General features: G+C 43.3%; 15 protein-coding genes and 1 riboswitch. Of the genes, 8 read left to right on the forward strand and 7 right to left on the reverse strand.

The features are described 5' to 3' along the window. Window positions 1-111 precede the first annotated feature (111 nt). The 6 genes from ACT29H_RS09230 (at window position 112) to ACT29H_RS09255 (ending at window position 5,990) form a co-directional block, all read left to right on the forward strand. Complete coding sequence (locus ACT29H_RS09230) at window positions 112-531, forward strand: acyl-CoA thioesterase (protein ID WP_444821333.1); 420 nt, start codon at window positions 112-114, stop codon at window positions 529-531. Window positions 532-603: 72 nt separating this feature from the next. Then, window positions 604-2,562, forward strand: a complete 1,959-nt coding sequence (locus ACT29H_RS09235) for a dipeptidyl-peptidase 3 family protein (RefSeq protein ID WP_444821334.1) — start codon at window positions 604-606, stop codon at window positions 2,560-2,562. Between the two features lie 22 nt (window positions 2,563-2,584). Beyond that, a riboswitch (TPP riboswitch) is annotated at window positions 2,585-2,682 on the forward strand. Window positions 2,683-2,776: 94 nt separating this feature from the next. Continuing rightward, complete coding sequence (gene thiM, locus ACT29H_RS09240) at window positions 2,777-3,571, forward strand: hydroxyethylthiazole kinase (protein ID WP_444821335.1); 795 nt, start codon at window positions 2,777-2,779, stop codon at window positions 3,569-3,571. Next, a complete protein-coding gene (thiE, locus tag ACT29H_RS09245; protein ID WP_444821336.1) occupies window positions 3,568-4,212 on the forward strand; it encodes a thiamine phosphate synthase in 645 nt (214 codons plus the stop codon). The genes thiM and thiE overlap by 4 nt, the downstream gene beginning before the upstream one ends. Before the next feature lie 225 nt (window positions 4,213-4,437). Further along, entirely contained in the window at window positions 4,438-5,247 is an 810-nt protein-coding gene (gene thiD / locus ACT29H_RS09250; RefSeq protein WP_444821337.1) for a bifunctional hydroxymethylpyrimidine kinase/phosphomethylpyrimidine kinase, read from the forward strand. A 56-nt stretch (window positions 5,248-5,303) separates the two neighbouring features. Then, complete coding sequence (locus tag ACT29H_RS09255) at window positions 5,304-5,990, forward strand: TenA family protein (RefSeq protein WP_444821338.1); 687 nt, start codon at window positions 5,304-5,306, stop codon at window positions 5,988-5,990. Window positions 5,991-6,043: 53 nt separating this feature from the next. Here ACT29H_RS09255 and ACT29H_RS09260 read toward each other — a convergent pair whose 3' ends face one another. The 3 genes from ACT29H_RS09260 to pyrB form a co-directional block, all read right to left on the reverse strand. Further along, window positions 6,044-7,426 carry an MGH1-like glycoside hydrolase domain-containing protein gene (locus ACT29H_RS09260; protein WP_444821339.1) on the reverse strand — a complete coding sequence of 461 codons (1,383 nt, stop codon included), beginning with the start codon at window positions 7,424-7,426 and terminating at the stop codon, window positions 6,044-6,046. Window positions 7,427-7,594: 168 nt separating this feature from the next. Then, window positions 7,595-8,059, reverse strand: coding sequence for an aspartate carbamoyltransferase regulatory subunit (gene pyrI, locus ACT29H_RS09265; RefSeq protein WP_444821340.1), 465 nt, complete (start codon window positions 8,057-8,059; stop codon window positions 7,595-7,597). 45 nt (window positions 8,060-8,104) lie between these two features. Further along, window positions 8,105-9,013 (reverse strand): aspartate carbamoyltransferase, encoded by a 909-nt coding sequence (pyrB, locus tag ACT29H_RS09270; RefSeq protein WP_444821341.1) that lies wholly within the window; start codon window positions 9,011-9,013, stop codon window positions 8,105-8,107. A gap of 457 nt (window positions 9,014-9,470) precedes the next feature. Here pyrB and ACT29H_RS09275 point away from each other — a divergent pair, with 457 nt between their 5' ends. After that, window positions 9,471-10,175: an SAM-dependent methyltransferase gene (locus ACT29H_RS09275; RefSeq protein WP_444821342.1), complete on the forward strand. Its 705-nt coding sequence runs from the start codon at window positions 9,471-9,473 to the stop codon at window positions 10,173-10,175. A gap of 64 nt (window positions 10,176-10,239) precedes the next feature. On the opposite strand, the gene ACT29H_RS09280 is transcribed toward ACT29H_RS09275, so the two are convergent. The 4 genes from ACT29H_RS09280 to ACT29H_RS09295 form a co-directional block, all read right to left on the reverse strand. Beyond that, on the reverse strand, window positions 10,240-11,355 hold the full coding sequence (locus ACT29H_RS09280; protein WP_444821343.1) for an NUDIX domain-containing protein: 1,116 nt from the start codon (window positions 11,353-11,355) through the stop codon (window positions 10,240-10,242). An 86-nt stretch (window positions 11,356-11,441) separates the two neighbouring features. After that, on the reverse strand, window positions 11,442-12,395 hold the full coding sequence (locus tag ACT29H_RS09285; RefSeq protein WP_444821344.1) for a phosphoribosylaminoimidazolesuccinocarboxamide synthase: 954 nt from the start codon (window positions 12,393-12,395) through the stop codon (window positions 11,442-11,444). A gap of 16 nt (window positions 12,396-12,411) precedes the next feature. Continuing rightward, a complete protein-coding gene (locus tag ACT29H_RS09290) occupies window positions 12,412-13,344 on the reverse strand; it encodes a PhoH family protein (protein ID WP_444821345.1) in 933 nt (310 codons plus the stop codon). A 297-nt stretch (window positions 13,345-13,641) separates the two neighbouring features. Then, a complete protein-coding gene (locus ACT29H_RS09295; RefSeq protein ID WP_444821346.1) occupies window positions 13,642-15,294 on the reverse strand; it encodes a SulP family inorganic anion transporter in 1,653 nt (550 codons plus the stop codon). Window positions 15,295-15,598: 304 nt separating this feature from the next. On the opposite strand from ACT29H_RS09295, the gene ACT29H_RS09300 reads away from it, so the two are divergent. After that, window positions 15,599-16,366, forward strand: coding sequence for a DUF4469 domain-containing protein (locus ACT29H_RS09300; protein WP_444821347.1), 768 nt, complete (start codon window positions 15,599-15,601; stop codon window positions 16,364-16,366). Window positions 16,367-16,515: the final 149 nt, after the last annotated feature.

Below are 16,515 nucleotides of genomic sequence, written 5' to 3' on the forward strand. Positions count from 1 at the left end.
CTGCAATGGTTTTACCCGTTTTTTCGGCACCCTGCTCCTACAATGGGCAGGATATAGGTGCCTGTTTGTTTATTTCCAAAAGAAAAAAGAATTCACCATATTGCAATAATCATGTTAAAGCATACAACAAAACTGAGAGTGCGCTACGGCGAAACCGACCAGATGGGGATTGTCAACAATGCAGTCTATTCGGCCTATTTTGAGGTGGGACGTACCGAAATGTTCCGGCACCTGGGACTTCCCTACAGCGAAATAGAAAAGCAAGGGATTATGCTGCCGCTTTCCGAACTGCATGTTAAGTTTTTGCGGTCGGCCCGTTACGACGATGAACTGACCATCGAGACCTACGTGGAAGATTTTCCCACATCCAGGATTCGGTTTCAATACAATATATATAATCAATCGGGACAATTGTTGGTAAAGGGTGAAACCGTACTGGCTTTTTTGGATGCCCAAACACGACGACCAACGCGCATTCCGCCGTTTCTGGCCGATAAAATTGCCCCTTTCTTTAAAACGCATGGGCACTAAGGCCTGCCCCGGGCATTCACGATGCCGTGACGGGAGGGCCCTTAATCGTTTCCCTACAAACAGAGTAACACCATGAAAACAGATCATTTTCAATACTACGTAGAGCAGTTTGCCGACCTACGCATTCTTCGTTATCCCGTAACCGGATTTGAGGAGCTGTCGCTGCAACAAAAGAAACTCATCTACTATTTATCGCAGGCGGCCATTGAAGGCCGGGATATTCTGTTTGACCAGAACTATAAGCATAATCTCACCATTCGCCGAACACTGGAAGCCATCTACCAACACTATACCGGCGACCGCTCATCGGAAGATTTTCGCGAGTTGGTGGTCTATCTTAAGCGGGTGTGGTTTTCCAATGGTATTCATCATCACTACTCCACCCTGAAAATAACGCCGACGTTTGGTGAAGCATTTTTCCAACAAGCGGTCAAAAGCATTCCTGCCGAATTGTTGCCTTTAAAAAAAGGGGAAACCGTTGACGACTTGCTAAAAACGCTCATTCCTGTGTTGTTCGATCCCGAGGTAGATGCCAAACGGGTTAATCAGGAAAACGACTCAGATCTGATTGCCACCTCTGCCAACAACTATTACAGCGGTGTATCGCAAAAAGAAGCGGAGGCTTATTATGCTTCCCTTAAGGCGTCGGATGGCCGGGAGCCCCTATCTCACGGGTTAAACACGCAACTGGTAAAAGAAGGAAGACAACTTAAAGAAAAAGTCTGGAAAATAGGCGGCATGTATTCGCCCGCCATAGAGAAGATTGTGGGATGGCTCCAAAAAGCCTTGACGGTAACCGAAAACCACCAACAGAAAAAGGTGATCTCGCTGTTAATCGACTTTTACAAAACAGGGGATCTCAAGATATTTAATGACTACAATATAGCATGGCTGTCCGATCAGGATTCGCAGGTGGATTTCATTAACGGATTCATTGAGACCTATGGGGATCCTCTGGGATTGAAAGGGAGCTGGGAAAGCGTGGTTAACTTTAAAAACCGTGAAGCCACCCGCCGCACCGAAATCATCAGTGCCAATGCCCAGTGGTTCGAAGATCATTCACCCGTCGATCCCCGCTTCAAAAAGAAAAAGGTTCGGGGCGTTACCGCCAAAGTGATCAACGTCGCCATGCTGGGGGGCGATTGCTTTCCTCATACGCCCATCGGCATCAATCTCCCCAATGCCGACTGGATTCGGAAAGAGTATGGTTCCAAGTCGGTCACCATTGAAAATATCACCTATGCCTACGATCAGGCATCCAAAGGAACAGGTTTTCTGGAAGAGTTTTGTTATTCCCGGGAAGAGATTGACAGATATAATCAATATGGTTTTATCTCGGGCAACCTGCATACCGACCTTCATGAATGTTTGGGACATGGTTCCGGGCAGTTATTGGAAGGTGTCTCGGGCAATGAATTAAAGGCTTATGGCGCCGTAATAGAAGAAGCGCGTGCCGATCTGTTTGCCCTTTATTATATGGCCGATAAGAAAGTGGTGGAACTGAATCTACTGCCCGACCGGGAGGCTTATAAAGCCGAATACGACAACTATATCCGCAACGGACTGATGACTCAGCTAACACGTATCAACCCCGGCGAGGATATTGAAGAAGCCCATATGCGCAATCGCCAGCTTATTGCCGCCTGGTGCTACGAAAAAGGAAAAACGGAGAAGGTGATAGAAAAGAAAATGAAAGATGGCAAAACCTTTTTCATCATCAATGATTATGACGCCTTGCGGCATCTGTTTGCCACCTTACTGTCAGAAATTCAACGCGTCAAGTCGGAAGGCGACTTTGAAACAGCTCGCCATCTGGTAGAAACCTATGGGGTGAAGGTGGATAAGCAACTTCATAAAGAAGTTTTGAACCGCTACCAAAAACTGAACCTTGCCCCCTATAGTGGCTTTGTCAACCCGCGATTCCGTACCGTAACGGATGATAAAGGCAATATTACCGATATCATTCCGGATTATGGCGAGAAATATGATGAACAGATGATGCGATACGCCGGAGAACATTCCTGGTTATAGAAAAAATGTTACATTTGTAACGAAACACTGTTAGGGGTGCTCCACCTTGAGTGGGGCTGAGAACAGACCCTTAAACCTGATATGTGTAATAACAGCGTAGGGAAACAGTCGTTTGAATGAGATACCACATACCATTTAGGACATAGTAGATCATTTAAAGCTGTTTTGCCTCGTGCAGAACAGCTTTTTTTTTAACCCCAAAATATTAAGTGAAATGATTACACCACAAATTACAGGAGACCTTCTTCGTAAGGTGCGGGCCACCTCGCCCCTGGTTCACAACATTACCAATTTCGTGGTCATGAACAATACAGCCAATGCCTTGCTGTCGGTAGGTGCCAGTCCGGTGATGGCCCACGCCCCGGAAGAGATGGCGTCCATGGCCGGCATCGCCTCTGCCCTGGTTTTGAACATTGGAACCCTGAGCCGGCAATGGGTAGAAGGAATGCTATTAGCCGGCAAAACGGCCAGGGAACGAAAAATACCTATTGTACTGGATCCTGTGGGAGCTGGCGCCACCTCTTTTCGGACCGAGACCTGTCATCAATTGATCAGAGCCTGTAATCCGACCATCATTCGTGGTAACGCTTCTGAAATTATGGCTCTCATCAGCAGTGATGTACGCACCAAAGGGGTCGACAGCACCGAATCTTCGGACGTGGCACTTCGCATGGCCAAGACATTGGCTCGCGAAACGGGGGCGGTGATAAGCATCAGCGGGAAAACCGACTACATCACCGACGGAACCCATGTTATTCAAATTCAAAACCACATTCCCCTCATGCCCAAAGTGACAGGGATGGGATGCACGGCCTCGGCATTAACAGGGGCTTTTGCTGCGGTCAGTGACAATGCCCTGACCGGTGCCGCATCGGCCATGGCCATCATGGCGGTAGCCGGGGAAAAAGCGGAATCGATGGCGGCAGGGCCTGGCTCTTTTCAGATGCACTTTTTGGATGCTCTGTACGCTCTGAATCAAGAGGACCTTAACCAATCCTTAAAGCTATGAGAACCTCTTTTGATTTGCGTCTCTATCTGGTAACAGACAGAGACCTATCGTTGGGACGGCCCCTGGCAGAGGTGGTGGAAAATGCACTTAAAGGGGGTGTCACCATGGTACAGTTAAGGGAAAAGGAGGCTACTACCCGTGAATTTATACAGGAAGTGATGAGCGTTAAGAAAATATTGCAACGCCATAAGCTTCCGCTGATCGTCAACGACCGGGTGGATATAGCGCTGGCCACCGATGCCGATGGGGTGCATCTGGGACAAAACGATATGCCCTGGCAGATGGCTCGTCAGATGTTGGGGCCGGATAAGATTATTGGTTTATCCGTCGAATCGATGGATCAACTGGAAGAGGCCAACCGGGCCGATATCGATTATATTGGTATAAGTCCGGTGTTTACCACGCCCACCAAAAAAGAACTGGAGAAAGGTTTGGGGTTGCAGGGAACGGCTGACATAGCCCGGCATTCCTCACATCCTTCGGTGGCCATTGGGGGCATCCATCAAGGGAATGCCCACGAGGTGATGGCCACTGGTGTGGAGGGGCTTTCGGTGGTTTCGGCCATTTGTTCGGCCAGAGATCCCCATACTGCCGCCCAAGAGCTCTTAAAACAGATCGATCGAGGACGGAAAAGAAAATAGAAGGGTGTTTCTGATTCCCGGTTTCGGATTTTAGGTTTCGAGGTTCCGGGTTTTGGGAGGCAGGTATAATCGATTGCAAAAATCACTATACCCTACATATCAAACATCTATCCCACAACCCCGGAAACAGATACACTTAACACCAAAGATTGTCCACAATAGCAAGGTATAATTCTTTGTCATACGAATTCTACCATACCAATAACTGAGATAAAAAACATACCAATGAAAAAACATAAAACCGCACTAACAATAGCCGGTAGTGACAGTGGAGGTGGCGCCGGCATTCAGGCCGATTTAAAGACCTTTTCTGCCTGTGGGTGCTACGGCATGTCGGTCATAACAGCCATTACAGCACAAAATACCGAAGGGGTAACAGACATATTTCCGGTGAGGATCGCCACGATTGAAAAACAGATCGATGCCGTGCTCACCGATATCGGTGCTGATGCCGTAAAAGTGGGAATGCTCCATTCGGTCGAGGTGATACGACTGGTAGCAAAAAAGATAAAGCAATATGAAGTAAAAAGACTGGTGATAGATCCTGTCATGGTAGCCACCTCGGGCGACAAACTGTTGCAGGAGGAAGCCATCGAAGCGCTGAAAGAGGAGCTGCTGCCGCTGGCCACCATCATCACGCCCAATATTCCTGAGGCATCGATCCTTTCGGGAGAGAAGATTACGGCACAATCAGAATTGCCCGATGCAGCCCGCAGCCTTTCCTGTAACCAATCTGTTTCGGTGATGCTCAAGGCCGGTCATCTGAGCGATGAAACGCTCATGGACGTCTTGTATGATGCAGAAAAGGATGAAATTGTCACATTCCCTTCAAAGCGAATCACGACGATGAATACGCACGGAACAGGATGTACGCTTTCATCTGCCATTGCCTCCTTTCTGGCTCGAGGGGAGACGCTCCAATCGGCGGTGGGCAAAGGGAAAAACTATATTGATCAAGCCATTCAGGCAGGTAAAGATTACAAAACGGGACATGGTCACGGCCCGGTGCATCATTTTTTCCGGTGGTGGGCATAAACTCAAAGAGAACCATTGGATATATACCACCCATTATCCAGAAAGACTTTTTTCAGATGAAGGACAAAAAAGAAAGCACCCGGTTTTTGAGCATCCCTCCTGCCGGACCGCATACGGCGTATATGTGGAATATTAGTTTTGGCATGATCAACAAGATCTTTGATCATCCCTTTGGGCGAGGGCTCTCGGAAGGAACCCTCCCCCTCGAATGCTTCCGGCACTATCTGTCCCAAGACATGCTTTATATAGAAAAGGATGCCCGCGCTTTTTCGATTCTGGCCGGGAGATCTGAAAACCGGGAGGCCTTCACCTTTTTTCTCCAGATGGCCACCGATGGTTTGGAAATAGAACGAACCCTTCACCGGGAATTGTTCCCTCTGTTTGGTGTTGAACGTCCGCAAAAGATGTCAAAAGCTTGTCATCAATACACTTCTTATCTCACCGAAGTATGCCTTACAGGTTCATATGAATCAGCCGTCGCAGCTCTTCTCCCCTGTTTTTGGGTTTATCATGAGGCAGGGACACGAATCCGATCAAAAGCTGTAAAAGACAATCCTTATCAATTATGGTTAGAGACTTACGCTGACCCCAGATATGGCCGTTATGTCGCTCGTTACATATCTATAGTGGAAAAAATCATGAAAGGAATCAACCAGACACTTACAGAAGAAATGATCCAGGCCTTTCAAAAAAGCATCCAATATGAATTCGCCTTTTTTTCAGAAGCCTGGAACAAAAAATAAATGATCTGTCACTGCACTACTCTACAGTGTTTCCCAAACCTTTAAAAAAGATTTTAAAATTCCGTTACAACAGTTGTTTTATCAAGCCAAGCAGCCATATTAAGGACAAGGAAATTCCAATTTTGAAATCCCTTATTTAATACTGGCTCTCCATTATCGGGAAGGTAATATTCATGCAAAGCGCCAAAGCGTTCAAAATCCCGTCCTAAAAGCAGAATGGTTTTCTCGGCCAACACCCGGGCATCATCATCATAGCCATAATTGACCAGTCCTCTAAAAACAAGATAATTAACATTAATCCACACAGGCCCAAGCCACGAGGAAGGATTTCCACTGGCTCTTACATCATACATTTTTTCCAAGGGAGAAAGAGTACGAACGCCTGCCGGGGCATTAAAGGAGGTAGTATCGCGAAAATGCTTCTTTACCATTATTTCCGCTTGCTCAGGCGTGGCTATATTTGCCCACATCGCCATAAACCCACTCCAGATACTGAACCGTTGAATCAGGCAATCATACGTTCGTGGTTGACCAACGTGGAGGTATAACTCCCCGGGTTGAAGAGATTCTATATCCGGTTTTTCTATGGGCCTTAAATTCAGATCAACACTATAATAAAACCCATCACGAGGATCCCAGCAATGTTCTCTGATGTTTTTCAACAATTGATCCGCCTCTCGGTTATAGTAATTTGCGATATCCGGGAGATTGAGCCTTTCGGCAAGGTAACTAATCGCCAACAACTCTTTATACATGAGCGCATTGAGAAAAATAGATCCGGAACTGCCATAAGGCCGATAAAAGGTACTGGGGTCATTGTCGACCCCTATGGCTTCATCCGTTTCCCAATACATCAGTCCCGTGGCCGCATGACGATGAAAATTAAGATATTTACTAACAAAAGCCTGCAAGAAGTAAAAATCATCCCGTAACCACTCTGCATCTCCATTCATATTTTGAACCACAAAAGCGGCATGCTGAGCTAGAGTTGGTTTATGCATATTACTTTTCCAGGGATTTCGCTTCTTTAACATTTCTTCTCGACTGGGGGCATCTCGTTCAATCCAAATGGGAATCCAACCATCCATTCCGCCATAACTCAAAGCATTCAAGACACACCCTTGTTCATATTGGAGGGCCTCAATGCGATCCTTCTCATTCCCATTTTCGAGCAAAATTTGCCGCAAGGCTATATTGCTGAGCCAAGAATCCCAATCCCATAGCATATCAAGGTATTGATTGCTTCCCGGAGCCAGGAATGGGTATTTTAAGGATCCGCCGGATGTTCGGTACATTCCTTTCATCTCTTTGTAAATGTACTTCCTACATATCTGCTTATACTTTTCAATGTTCTCCGGCGTAGGTGCAGGCAGTTGGCCCATTGATTTTGTAAAAATGCCAATCAAGAATACTATGAGAAAGATTGTTCTTACCATACCAAAATATGTTTACATGAATAAAAGAAATTTCATCAACTCAAACCTGTTCAATAACAGAAATCATCTATGCTACCCGTTAGCAAAACAACAAGTTACATTTTACACTAAGGCTTCAAAAATATACAACAAAATCCCCAACCCTACCCATTAATGTTTTATTTCTGATCAGGAATTCACAAACTTCAATTCTTCCTGAGTCGTAATCTTCTCACAATAGTGACACCTCATAGCAACCTCTTTCTTATTGATGACCTTAAATCTGGTAGTAACCATTTCATTGTTGGTAATACATTGGGGATTAAAGCACTTCACAATTCCCACGATGGTGTCGGGGATGGTAACATCCCTCTTTTCTACTACTTTATAATTTTTGATGACGTTCAGTCTCGCTTGTGGTGCTACCAAAGAGATCTTATTGATCTCATGATCTTCAAAGAAAACCTCAGAAATTTTAATGATGGCTTTCCGCCCCAGCTTTTTGCTATCGAGGTTGGCACCGAAGGTCACTTGTTTGGTCGTTTTATCGAGATCTAAAATCTTAATCACTTTAAATAAATTGTCGGTGGGGATATGATCGATCACCGTGCCATTTTCAATAGCACTAACTTTTAATTCTTTACCGTGTACCATAATAGTATCTTAATCTGATAATTTAATCTGTAATTTTAAAACTTACTACCTGTATCCCATTACTACAGCGATGAGTGCCATTCGGGCAAACACCCCATTTCGAGCCTGATCAAAATAATAAGCTTTCGGACTACTATCCACATCCGGATGTATTTCGTTCACCCTTGGCAGCGGATGTAAAACACGCATATTTTCTTTGGTATTATTGAGCATGTTTTTTCTGAGTACATAAGCATTTTTCACCCTTTCATATTCCATGGGATCGGAAAACCGTTCTTTCTGAACCCGGGTCATGTAAATAATATCTGCATCATCAATGATATCCAATAACTCACCATGTTCATAATAAGGAATTCCATTCTCTTCCAAGAAGAGTTTATATTCACGAGGCATACGTAACTCTTCGGGAGATACAAAATGAAAGGTAGGATTAAAATGAGACATGGCCATTAACAGAGAATGCACGGTACGGCCGTATTTGAGGTCTCCCACCATGAAAATATTCAAATTATCCAAAGATCCCTGTGTTTTACGAATGGAATACAGGTCGAGCATGGTTTGGGTTGGATGCTGATTGGCGCCATCACCGGCATTGATCACCGGCACCAGTGATTGTTCTGAAGCATACCTGGCGCTGCCTTCCAATGGGTGGCGCATCACAATCAGGTCAGCATATCGGCTTACCATCTGGATGGTATCTTTTAAGCTTTCCCCTTTCGTGGTGGAAGAAGAAGCCGAGTCGGAAAAACCAACCACCCTTCCTCCCAGTCGATTAATGGCAGTTTCAAAGCTTAGACGCGTACGAGTTGATGGTTCAAAGAAAAGACTACCAACCACTTTACCTTCAAGTAGCCGTTGATTGGGATTACGTTCAAACTCTTCTGCCACGTCCAAAACATGAAGTATTTCTTCGCGGCTAAAATCATTAATAGAGACTAAGCTCCGGTTTTTCATCTTTTGCATGGGTTTACTTTATAATTAATCAGGTAATTCTTCTTCTGTCCTTCTTACTTATAGGCACAAAAAAAGACCCGGCTTAAAAAAACCAGGTCTGCAAATAATAATATCATTGGAACGAAATAAACATTGACAAAGAGAAAAATGACTCCTTCGTTTTCCCCTAATCATTCGTGTGTTTTCTATTTTTTGACATCTCAACATTTCAAACATCAAAATTACATCTTTTTTTCTACAACGTAAAGTTTTTATTGTAGTTGATCGGGAATGAAGCTAAAAATTGTTTCGTGATGCCAACGATTTTCTTTTTAATATTTCGTGCCGGGAAGGAAATAATTTCAGGAGTGCTTATTCCATATATACATGAAGTATTGCGGCACACATCCCGAAAACCACAAAAAATAATGTTTCCCGGGCAATGCAAAATCGCTATTTTTGTCGAAAATTGAAAATCATGCAAGGTAAGCTCTTCTTAATACCCACCCATTTGGGGAATCCCGATCATCCTTTAACGATACCTTCCGAAGTGGCAACTTTAACGGGAAGATTACGCTATTTTATAGTAGAAAACATCCGAACGGCACGACGCTATTTAAGATTGCTTGATCCTCAGATGGATATAGATCATTCCACCTTTTTCACCCTAGACAAACATACAGGTCCCCGTGAATATTCATCTTTTTTACAACCACTGGCCGACGGCCATGATATCGGGATCATTTCAGAAGCCGGTTGCCCGGGCATTGCCGACCCCGGAGCTGCCATTGTCAAACTGGCTCACCAGAAAGGGATTAAAGTGGTACCGATGACGGGCCCCTCCTCCATTCTTCTAGCGCTGATGGGGTCCGGGATGAATGGTCAAAACTTTGCTTTTAACGGTTATTTACCCATCGACAAACATGATCGCATTAAAAGCATTAAACATCTGGAAAGCCGAAGCATAAAGGAAAAACAAACACAGTTATTTATCGAAGCGCCTTATCGAAACAATGCCCTGGTAAAAGATATTATAGGGAATTGTCATCCCAATACGTTGTTATGCATTGCCTGCAACCTAACACTTCCGGATGAATTCATCGAGACCCGTTCGGTATCTTCTTGGAAGGGAAAGGTACCCGATTTGCATAAGAAACCAACGATATTTTTAATTCAGGGATAGGATTAATGCCCGGTAACCGACTCCCTAACCCACAGAATTAAAACTATCAATAACGAGCTAGTAACTATTTCCATTCGACGATAGACTTTTCACTTCTAATCTTCTTCAACCCATTCGCATATCTTCGATATTCCTCTTCAAAATTGGGGGTAAAAACACCTTTACCGATACTTGTCTCAATATCTTCGAAGGTCCACGTTTTTCCGCCATCCAATTCCTCCGAATGAGGATGAAGCGTGCCTTCATGATATATCGCAAAGACGAAGACCAGTTCTTTCTCCACTTTACTTTTCCAAAGATATCTTCCAACAAAAGCGGCCTGTTGAAGGTCTATACCAATCTCCTCTCGGGTTTCTCGTTGCAAGGCTTGCCGGATATCCTCTGCTTTGTCGACGTGTCCTCCCACAGCGGTATCCCATTTTCCCGGCTGAATCAATTTATGGATCGGTCTTTTTTGTAACCATAATCCATTGGGCGTTATTACCTGAAGATGCACAACCGGATGAAGCCAAAAGGTTTTTCCGTTATGAACCATACTTCGTGGTGCCACGCCCTCCACTTTACCTTCTTCATCCACCACGGGGACCCACTCTTCCTTGCTCCATTCCTTTTTTCGTTGTTGATTCACCATCCAGGAAACAGCCACCATCAAAGCAAATAACACATAAAAGCCAGGGCCACTAATGGCTGCCCACCAGGCATGTGACATCCACAGAGCAGCCGCCAGCGTTAGTAAGGTATGAGCCGCCAGCAACCAAAAGAACACCTTTAACATTTGTTGCATCATCCACGACTCGAGTGGTCCGGCCACAAAGCCTTTTAAATATCTTCGGCTCATCAGCATGACCAGGTTATGGTCGGAAAAAGCCGAATAACCAATGAGTAATAACAAGGCTGCCCCTATAAAGACCGGTTTCAACTTAAATAAAAAGGCATTACTAAAAAGAATCGCCAGTCCCCCAAGGATTACCATAAATCCGATATCGGCAAGGACAAACTTATCGACTCTCCGTTCTCGAAACCAATACCAGCATAGCTGCAACACGCCTAATATTAAAGCAGCGATAAGTCCTGCGGTGGTTCCCCACACCAGTTCAACCACCACAAAAAGCAACAAAGGCAACATGCCCGGCAATAGTTTTCCGGCCAGAGCCCACTTATTTTTAGCAGATATATTCAAACCTTAATTCAAGTATATATAAAGAAAAAGGCAGAAAGGGAACCATTCTCATCCTCCCTTCTGCACAACTTCTTTTAATGAACGATCTATTTTAAAACACTCTCCAGGTAAGCAGTGACATTTTTGTCAATACGTGCAGCGATATTTTCCGCTTTGGCTTTTTGAAAAGATTCACCGGTAATTTTTTCAAAGAGCTCAATATACCGATCCGACACCTGAGCAATATACTCATCGGTCATTTCCGGCACCTGCTGACCATCTTTCCCCTGGAAACCATTTTCAATGAGCCATTGCCTAACAAATTCTTTAGAGAGCTGACGTTGCGACTCTCCCTTTCTTAAGCGTTCTTCATAACCATCGGCATAAAAATAGCGAGAAGAATCGGGGGTATGAATTTCATCAATAAGGAAGATTTTGCCATCTTTTTTTCCGAACTCATATTTAGTATCAACCAGGATCAAACCTTTTTCGGCAGCCATCTCAGAACCTCTTTTAAAGAGTTCTTTGGTGTATTTTTCCAGTTGAATATAGTCTTCTTCACGGACCAATCCGGATTTAAGAATCTCGTCTCTTGAAATATCTTCATCATGCCCCACGTCGGCCTTGGTGGTAGGTGTAATGATCGGTTCATCAAACTTCTGGTTCTCCACCATTCCATCGGGCAGTGGGTTCCCGCAAAGCTCGCGCTTACCGGCTTTATATTCACGCCAGGCATGACCGGTCAAGTAACCACGAATCACCATTTCGACTTTAAATGGTTCGCAAAAATGTCCAACGGTAACCATCGGATCCGGACTGGCAATCTTCCAGTTGGGAACGATATCTGCCGTAGCATCCAGAAATTTTTCTGCGATCTGGTTCAGTACCTGCCCTTTGAAAGGTATCCCTTTGGGTAGTACCACATCAAATGCCGAGATCCGGTCAGACACCACCATCACCAGATATTGGTTATCAATGTTGTAAACGTCGCGTACTTTCCCTTTATAGACATCTTTCTGTTTGGGGAAGGAAAAATTGGTTTCTACAATAGCGTTTTGCATGATAAATTGTATAGAGTTATTCTTTTTCGTAAGCTTCAACAATATCCTGCACCAGACGGTGGCGGACAATATCTTTTACAGTAAACTTAATTCGCTCGATTCCTTTAATCCCTTTCAGGATTCGCATAGCCTGCACCAATCCGGACGTGAGGGGATTGGGCAGGTCGATTTGCGTAACATCGCCCGTAACCACAAATTTAGCGCTGGCTCCCATCCTTGTAAGGAACATTTTCAACTGATTGGTGGTGGTATTTTGCGCTTCATCCAGAATGACAAAGGCATCGTTAAGGGTACGCCCTCTCATATAAGCCAGAGGTGCAATCTGAATGGTGCCGTTTTCCATGTATTCTTTAAGTTTTACGGCAGGGATCATATCCTGAAGGGCATCATATAAAGGCTGAAGATACGGATCAATTTTTTCTTTCATATCCCCCGGTAAAAAACCCAGCTTTTCGCCTGCTTCCACAGCGGGACGACTCAGGATAATGCGACGCACAGCTCTGCTTTTCAAAGACCTAACAGCCAAAGCTATAGCAGTATATGTTTTCCCGGATCCTGCGGGACCTACTGCAAACATTAAATCATTGTTTTCATAGGCTTTTACAAGTTTACGCTGATTCTCGGTTCTGGCTTTTATAGGTTTTCCATTGACACCAAAGAGAATCGTATCATCCGAGCTTTTGGGTTGGGCTATTTCTTTTCCCGATAATATATTGAGAATGGCATCTTCCGTTAAAACATTGTAACGTTCGTAGTGTTCCAGCAACTGGTTAATTTTCGTTTCAAAATCGGCCACTTCTTCCGTGCCCCCCATGGCTTTCAACCAATTACCTCTGGCTATTATTCTCAGTTTTGGAAATCCGGCCTTGATCAGATTTAATTTGGCATTTTTAACCCCCATAAATTCCGCAAGATCAACCGATTCCAGATAAATAAGTTTTTCGATCATATAAAAAGTTCACTTCTTCTCAATACTATCTACAAATTAACAACATTTTGAGGACATAGACACAGAGAGATAATCCCCAATTTCCCATTGATTTTGAGATACCCCATAATAAGCCCTTTTTAATCTATCCTCCTGCAAATAGGTTTTACAAAAATACCTGAAATTGCCGTTCAATACAAAATCCTTAACAGAATAAATATCAACGTCTATTAGGCAGATCAAACCCTCAAATTCCGGACAGAAGCTTTCAGAGATAATTTTCCATTACCAAAGTGCGGCAATCCTAAGTAAGAAGATTCATTGAATTTTTAAGGACTTCAAAATTTCCTTTCCAGACTTTAAGGCATCGCTAAAGTTTGAAAAGAGATTGGTTTCACCGATAATATTCAATATTCCTCCTTTCATCAACTCTTTTCTCACATTGGGTTGAATACCTGATAAAAGAACCGACGTACCACCACTTTGAATATTTTTAATGGCTTCCTTTAAATTGTGAAGTCCTGTTGAATCAATAAACGGAACATGCCGCATCCGAATGATCAAAACCTTTGCCTTTCGCCCTGAAGCCTTCATCCATTCTACGTATTCTTTTGCTGATCCAAAAAAGAAAGGACCACTGACCTCAAATATTCCTATCTGTTCAGGGATTATGGAATAATTTTCAATGACATCAGTATCAATATCATTATTGGGATATTTAGCCACATCGGCCATTCGTTTCATGAAAAGCAGTGAGGCCAAAACAATGCCCACTTCAATAGCCACGGTAAGATCGACTAGAACGGTAAGAAAAAAGGTAACCAGTAATACCAGAATATCAAATACCGACCCTCTCAGAATAGAAAGGAACGATTTCCATTCACTCATATTATATGCAACCACCATGAGAATACCTGCAAGACAAGGCATGGGAATAAGCGCGGCATATTTCCCGAAAAAAAGCATGATTAGCAAAAGCGTTAAGGCATGAATCATTCCAGCCACGGGAGTACGTCCTCCGTTTTTTACGTTGGTTGCCGTCCGGGCAATAGCGCCTGTTGCAGGAATCCCCCCAAAAAAAGGGGTAATAATATTTGCGATACCTTGGGCGATGAGTTCGGTATTGGAACGATGCGTACTTCCTATCATCCCGTCTGATACCACTGCCGACAAAAGCGACTCAATACTTCCCAGCATAGCGATAGTGAACGCCGGACCTATGTAGACCATGATATTTGACCAGTCTACTTCAGGAATTTCTAGAACAAAACCACCGGGAATATTTCCAAAAACGGACCCTATGGTAGCCACATTCACTTTTGTCAGATTTACCGCCAGCGAAATGATAAGAATGGCGATAAATGAACCGGGAATTTTAGTGGTAATTTTGGGAACAACTACCGTAATTAAAATACTTGCCAGTGCAATTATCACTGCATTAAGATCGATTTGCTGAATGTGGTGAAAATAATAGACCCATTTTTCAATGAATTGAGAAGGCGCATCACTGCTTCCAATCCCCAAAGCATCTTTCATCTGAATGGAAAAAATAACCAAAGCAATACCACTGGTAAAGCCAACCGTCAAAGGATGCGGGATAAACTTAAGCAAGGTGCCAAGTTTCAACAATCCAAAACCTATTAATATGATACCCGCCAGAATGGTAGAAATCATTAACCCCTGGAATCCATATTGTTCTATAATGGAATAAACTATTATTACAAATGCCCCGGTAGGCCCTCCAATTTGCACCCTACTTCCACCCAAAAGGGAGATTATGAAACCAGCAATAACGGCTGTTATGATCCCTTTATCAGGAGAAACGCCCGATGCTACAGCAAAAGCAATGGCCAAAGGTAACGCCACAATGCCAACAACGACCCCAGCAAATAAATCCTTGGTAATGGTGGTTTTGTTAATAAGATTGTGCTGAATCAAGCTTACCAACTTAGGCTTAAAGATTCTGTTCATAAAAATAAAAATGGAAATTAATTAATAGATTCCGGAAGGAAAAGAAGCAACTCACCAATCTTTCATACATTCACGATCCCCAAGACAAGGGGCACAAATGTTTTAATATTTCTATGCATTAAGGTTTTGCTTCCATTTTTTCGAATAAACAACCATCTGATTAACGAAAAACTCTATCTTGACAAAAGTAAAGGAACTTTGTATTGGGTGTAGCAGGGTAACACTTAATAATATTTAAATTGACTGTGATTTTTAAAATTTATATATTTACCTGTGGTTTTAGAAATTATAAAATTCATGAGTTATGGCATTTTATTATTTCGAAAAACAAGACCCTAACCATCCTAATCAAATTACCAGAGTATATTTTGCAGACGATCATTTTGATCTGGAAGACATTATTTATAAAATGCCCGGAGGCATAGAAAACTACGACAAATTAATGGAGGTTGTAGAAATTATTAGTGGCCCCATGCGTGATGCCTTTCTGGAAAATAAAACGATCAAACTGAACAACGGTTTTAGTTTGGTCCCTAATTTAAAGGAATCTAAATACCAGGATCCGGAACTGCAAAAAATCGAACAAAGAAACACACCTATTGATATCACCTTGATGCCGGATGATCCGGAAGCATTCCTCAAAAATATAGAACAAAAAAAAGTGGAAGGTGAATACACTCCGGAACCAGCCCGAATTGATAAATTGATCGATTTTGAAAAACTCCCCAAATTCACTGAATTAAGCGAAGACAATTTTAAACACTACCAAAAAGTGGAAAAAGAGATGGCTTCCCTCAAGGCAATCAGACGAGGTATGCGAGTGAAAATTTTAGGAGCCCATTTAAAAATCCGCCCTGCAGCTACCAAGGATCAAGGATTCTTTTTGGAGACTGAATCGGGGAAACTACTTGACTTAACTGATTTTCTAGAGGTAAATTCAACCTCGGTATTACTTTTATCGGTACCCAAAGATTTGCCGACAGGATGGTACAAAATTAGAATCAAATCCGGCTGGTATGCGGACGAAACAATTATCAGGACCGGAGGAAGCAGTCCTTTTCAATTGGTATAGAACAGCATTCCAATGCTATTTCATCGATCCAGCAATTGATGCAAAAAAAAGACGATAAGGATCTTTCCTTACCGTCTTATTTTGTCGGGGTGGCGGGAACCCACCCCACACTATAATTATTTATATATCTTTCCCTTATTCCCTGTCTT

This window comes from Thermophagus sp. OGC60D27 (genome assembly GCF_052400625.1).
In the GTDB taxonomy this organism is placed as follows: Bacteria; Bacteroidota; Bacteroidia; order Bacteroidales; family Marinilabiliaceae; genus Thermophagus.

Excerpts from the sequence above, each read along its gene's own strand:
- ACT29H_RS09230 (WP_444821333.1), top strand. The coding sequence starts at position 112 with ATGTTAAAGCATACAACAAAACTGAGAGTGCGCTACGGCGAAACCGAC.
- ACT29H_RS09235 (WP_444821334.1), top strand. The coding sequence starts at position 604 with ATGAAAACAGATCATTTTCAATACTACGTAGAGCAGTTTGCCGACCTA.
- thiM (WP_444821335.1), top strand. The coding sequence starts at position 2,777 with ATGATTACACCACAAATTACAGGAGACCTTCTTCGTAAGGTGCGGGCC.
- thiE (WP_444821336.1), top strand. The coding sequence starts at position 3,568 with ATGAGAACCTCTTTTGATTTGCGTCTCTATCTGGTAACAGACAGAGAC.
- thiD (WP_444821337.1), top strand. The coding sequence starts at position 4,438 with ATGAAAAAACATAAAACCGCACTAACAATAGCCGGTAGTGACAGTGGA.
- ACT29H_RS09255 (WP_444821338.1), top strand. The coding sequence starts at position 5,304 with ATGAAGGACAAAAAAGAAAGCACCCGGTTTTTGAGCATCCCTCCTGCC.
- ACT29H_RS09260 (WP_444821339.1), bottom strand. The coding sequence starts at position 7,426 with ATGGTAAGAACAATCTTTCTCATAGTATTCTTGATTGGCATTTTTACA.
- pyrI (WP_444821340.1), bottom strand. The coding sequence starts at position 8,059 with ATGGTACACGGTAAAGAATTAAAAGTTAGTGCTATTGAAAATGGCACG.
- pyrB (WP_444821341.1), bottom strand. The coding sequence starts at position 9,013 with ATGAAAAACCGGAGCTTAGTCTCTATTAATGATTTTAGCCGCGAAGAA.
- ACT29H_RS09275 (WP_444821342.1), top strand. The coding sequence starts at position 9,471 with ATGCAAGGTAAGCTCTTCTTAATACCCACCCATTTGGGGAATCCCGAT.
- ACT29H_RS09285 (WP_444821344.1), bottom strand. The coding sequence starts at position 12,395 with ATGCAAAACGCTATTGTAGAAACCAATTTTTCCTTCCCCAAACAGAAA.
- ACT29H_RS09290 (WP_444821345.1), bottom strand. The coding sequence starts at position 13,344 with ATGATCGAAAAACTTATTTATCTGGAATCGGTTGATCTTGCGGAATTT.
- ACT29H_RS09295 (WP_444821346.1), bottom strand. The coding sequence starts at position 15,294 with ATGAACAGAATCTTTAAGCCTAAGTTGGTAAGCTTGATTCAGCACAAT.
- ACT29H_RS09300 (WP_444821347.1), top strand. The coding sequence starts at position 15,599 with ATGGCATTTTATTATTTCGAAAAACAAGACCCTAACCATCCTAATCAA.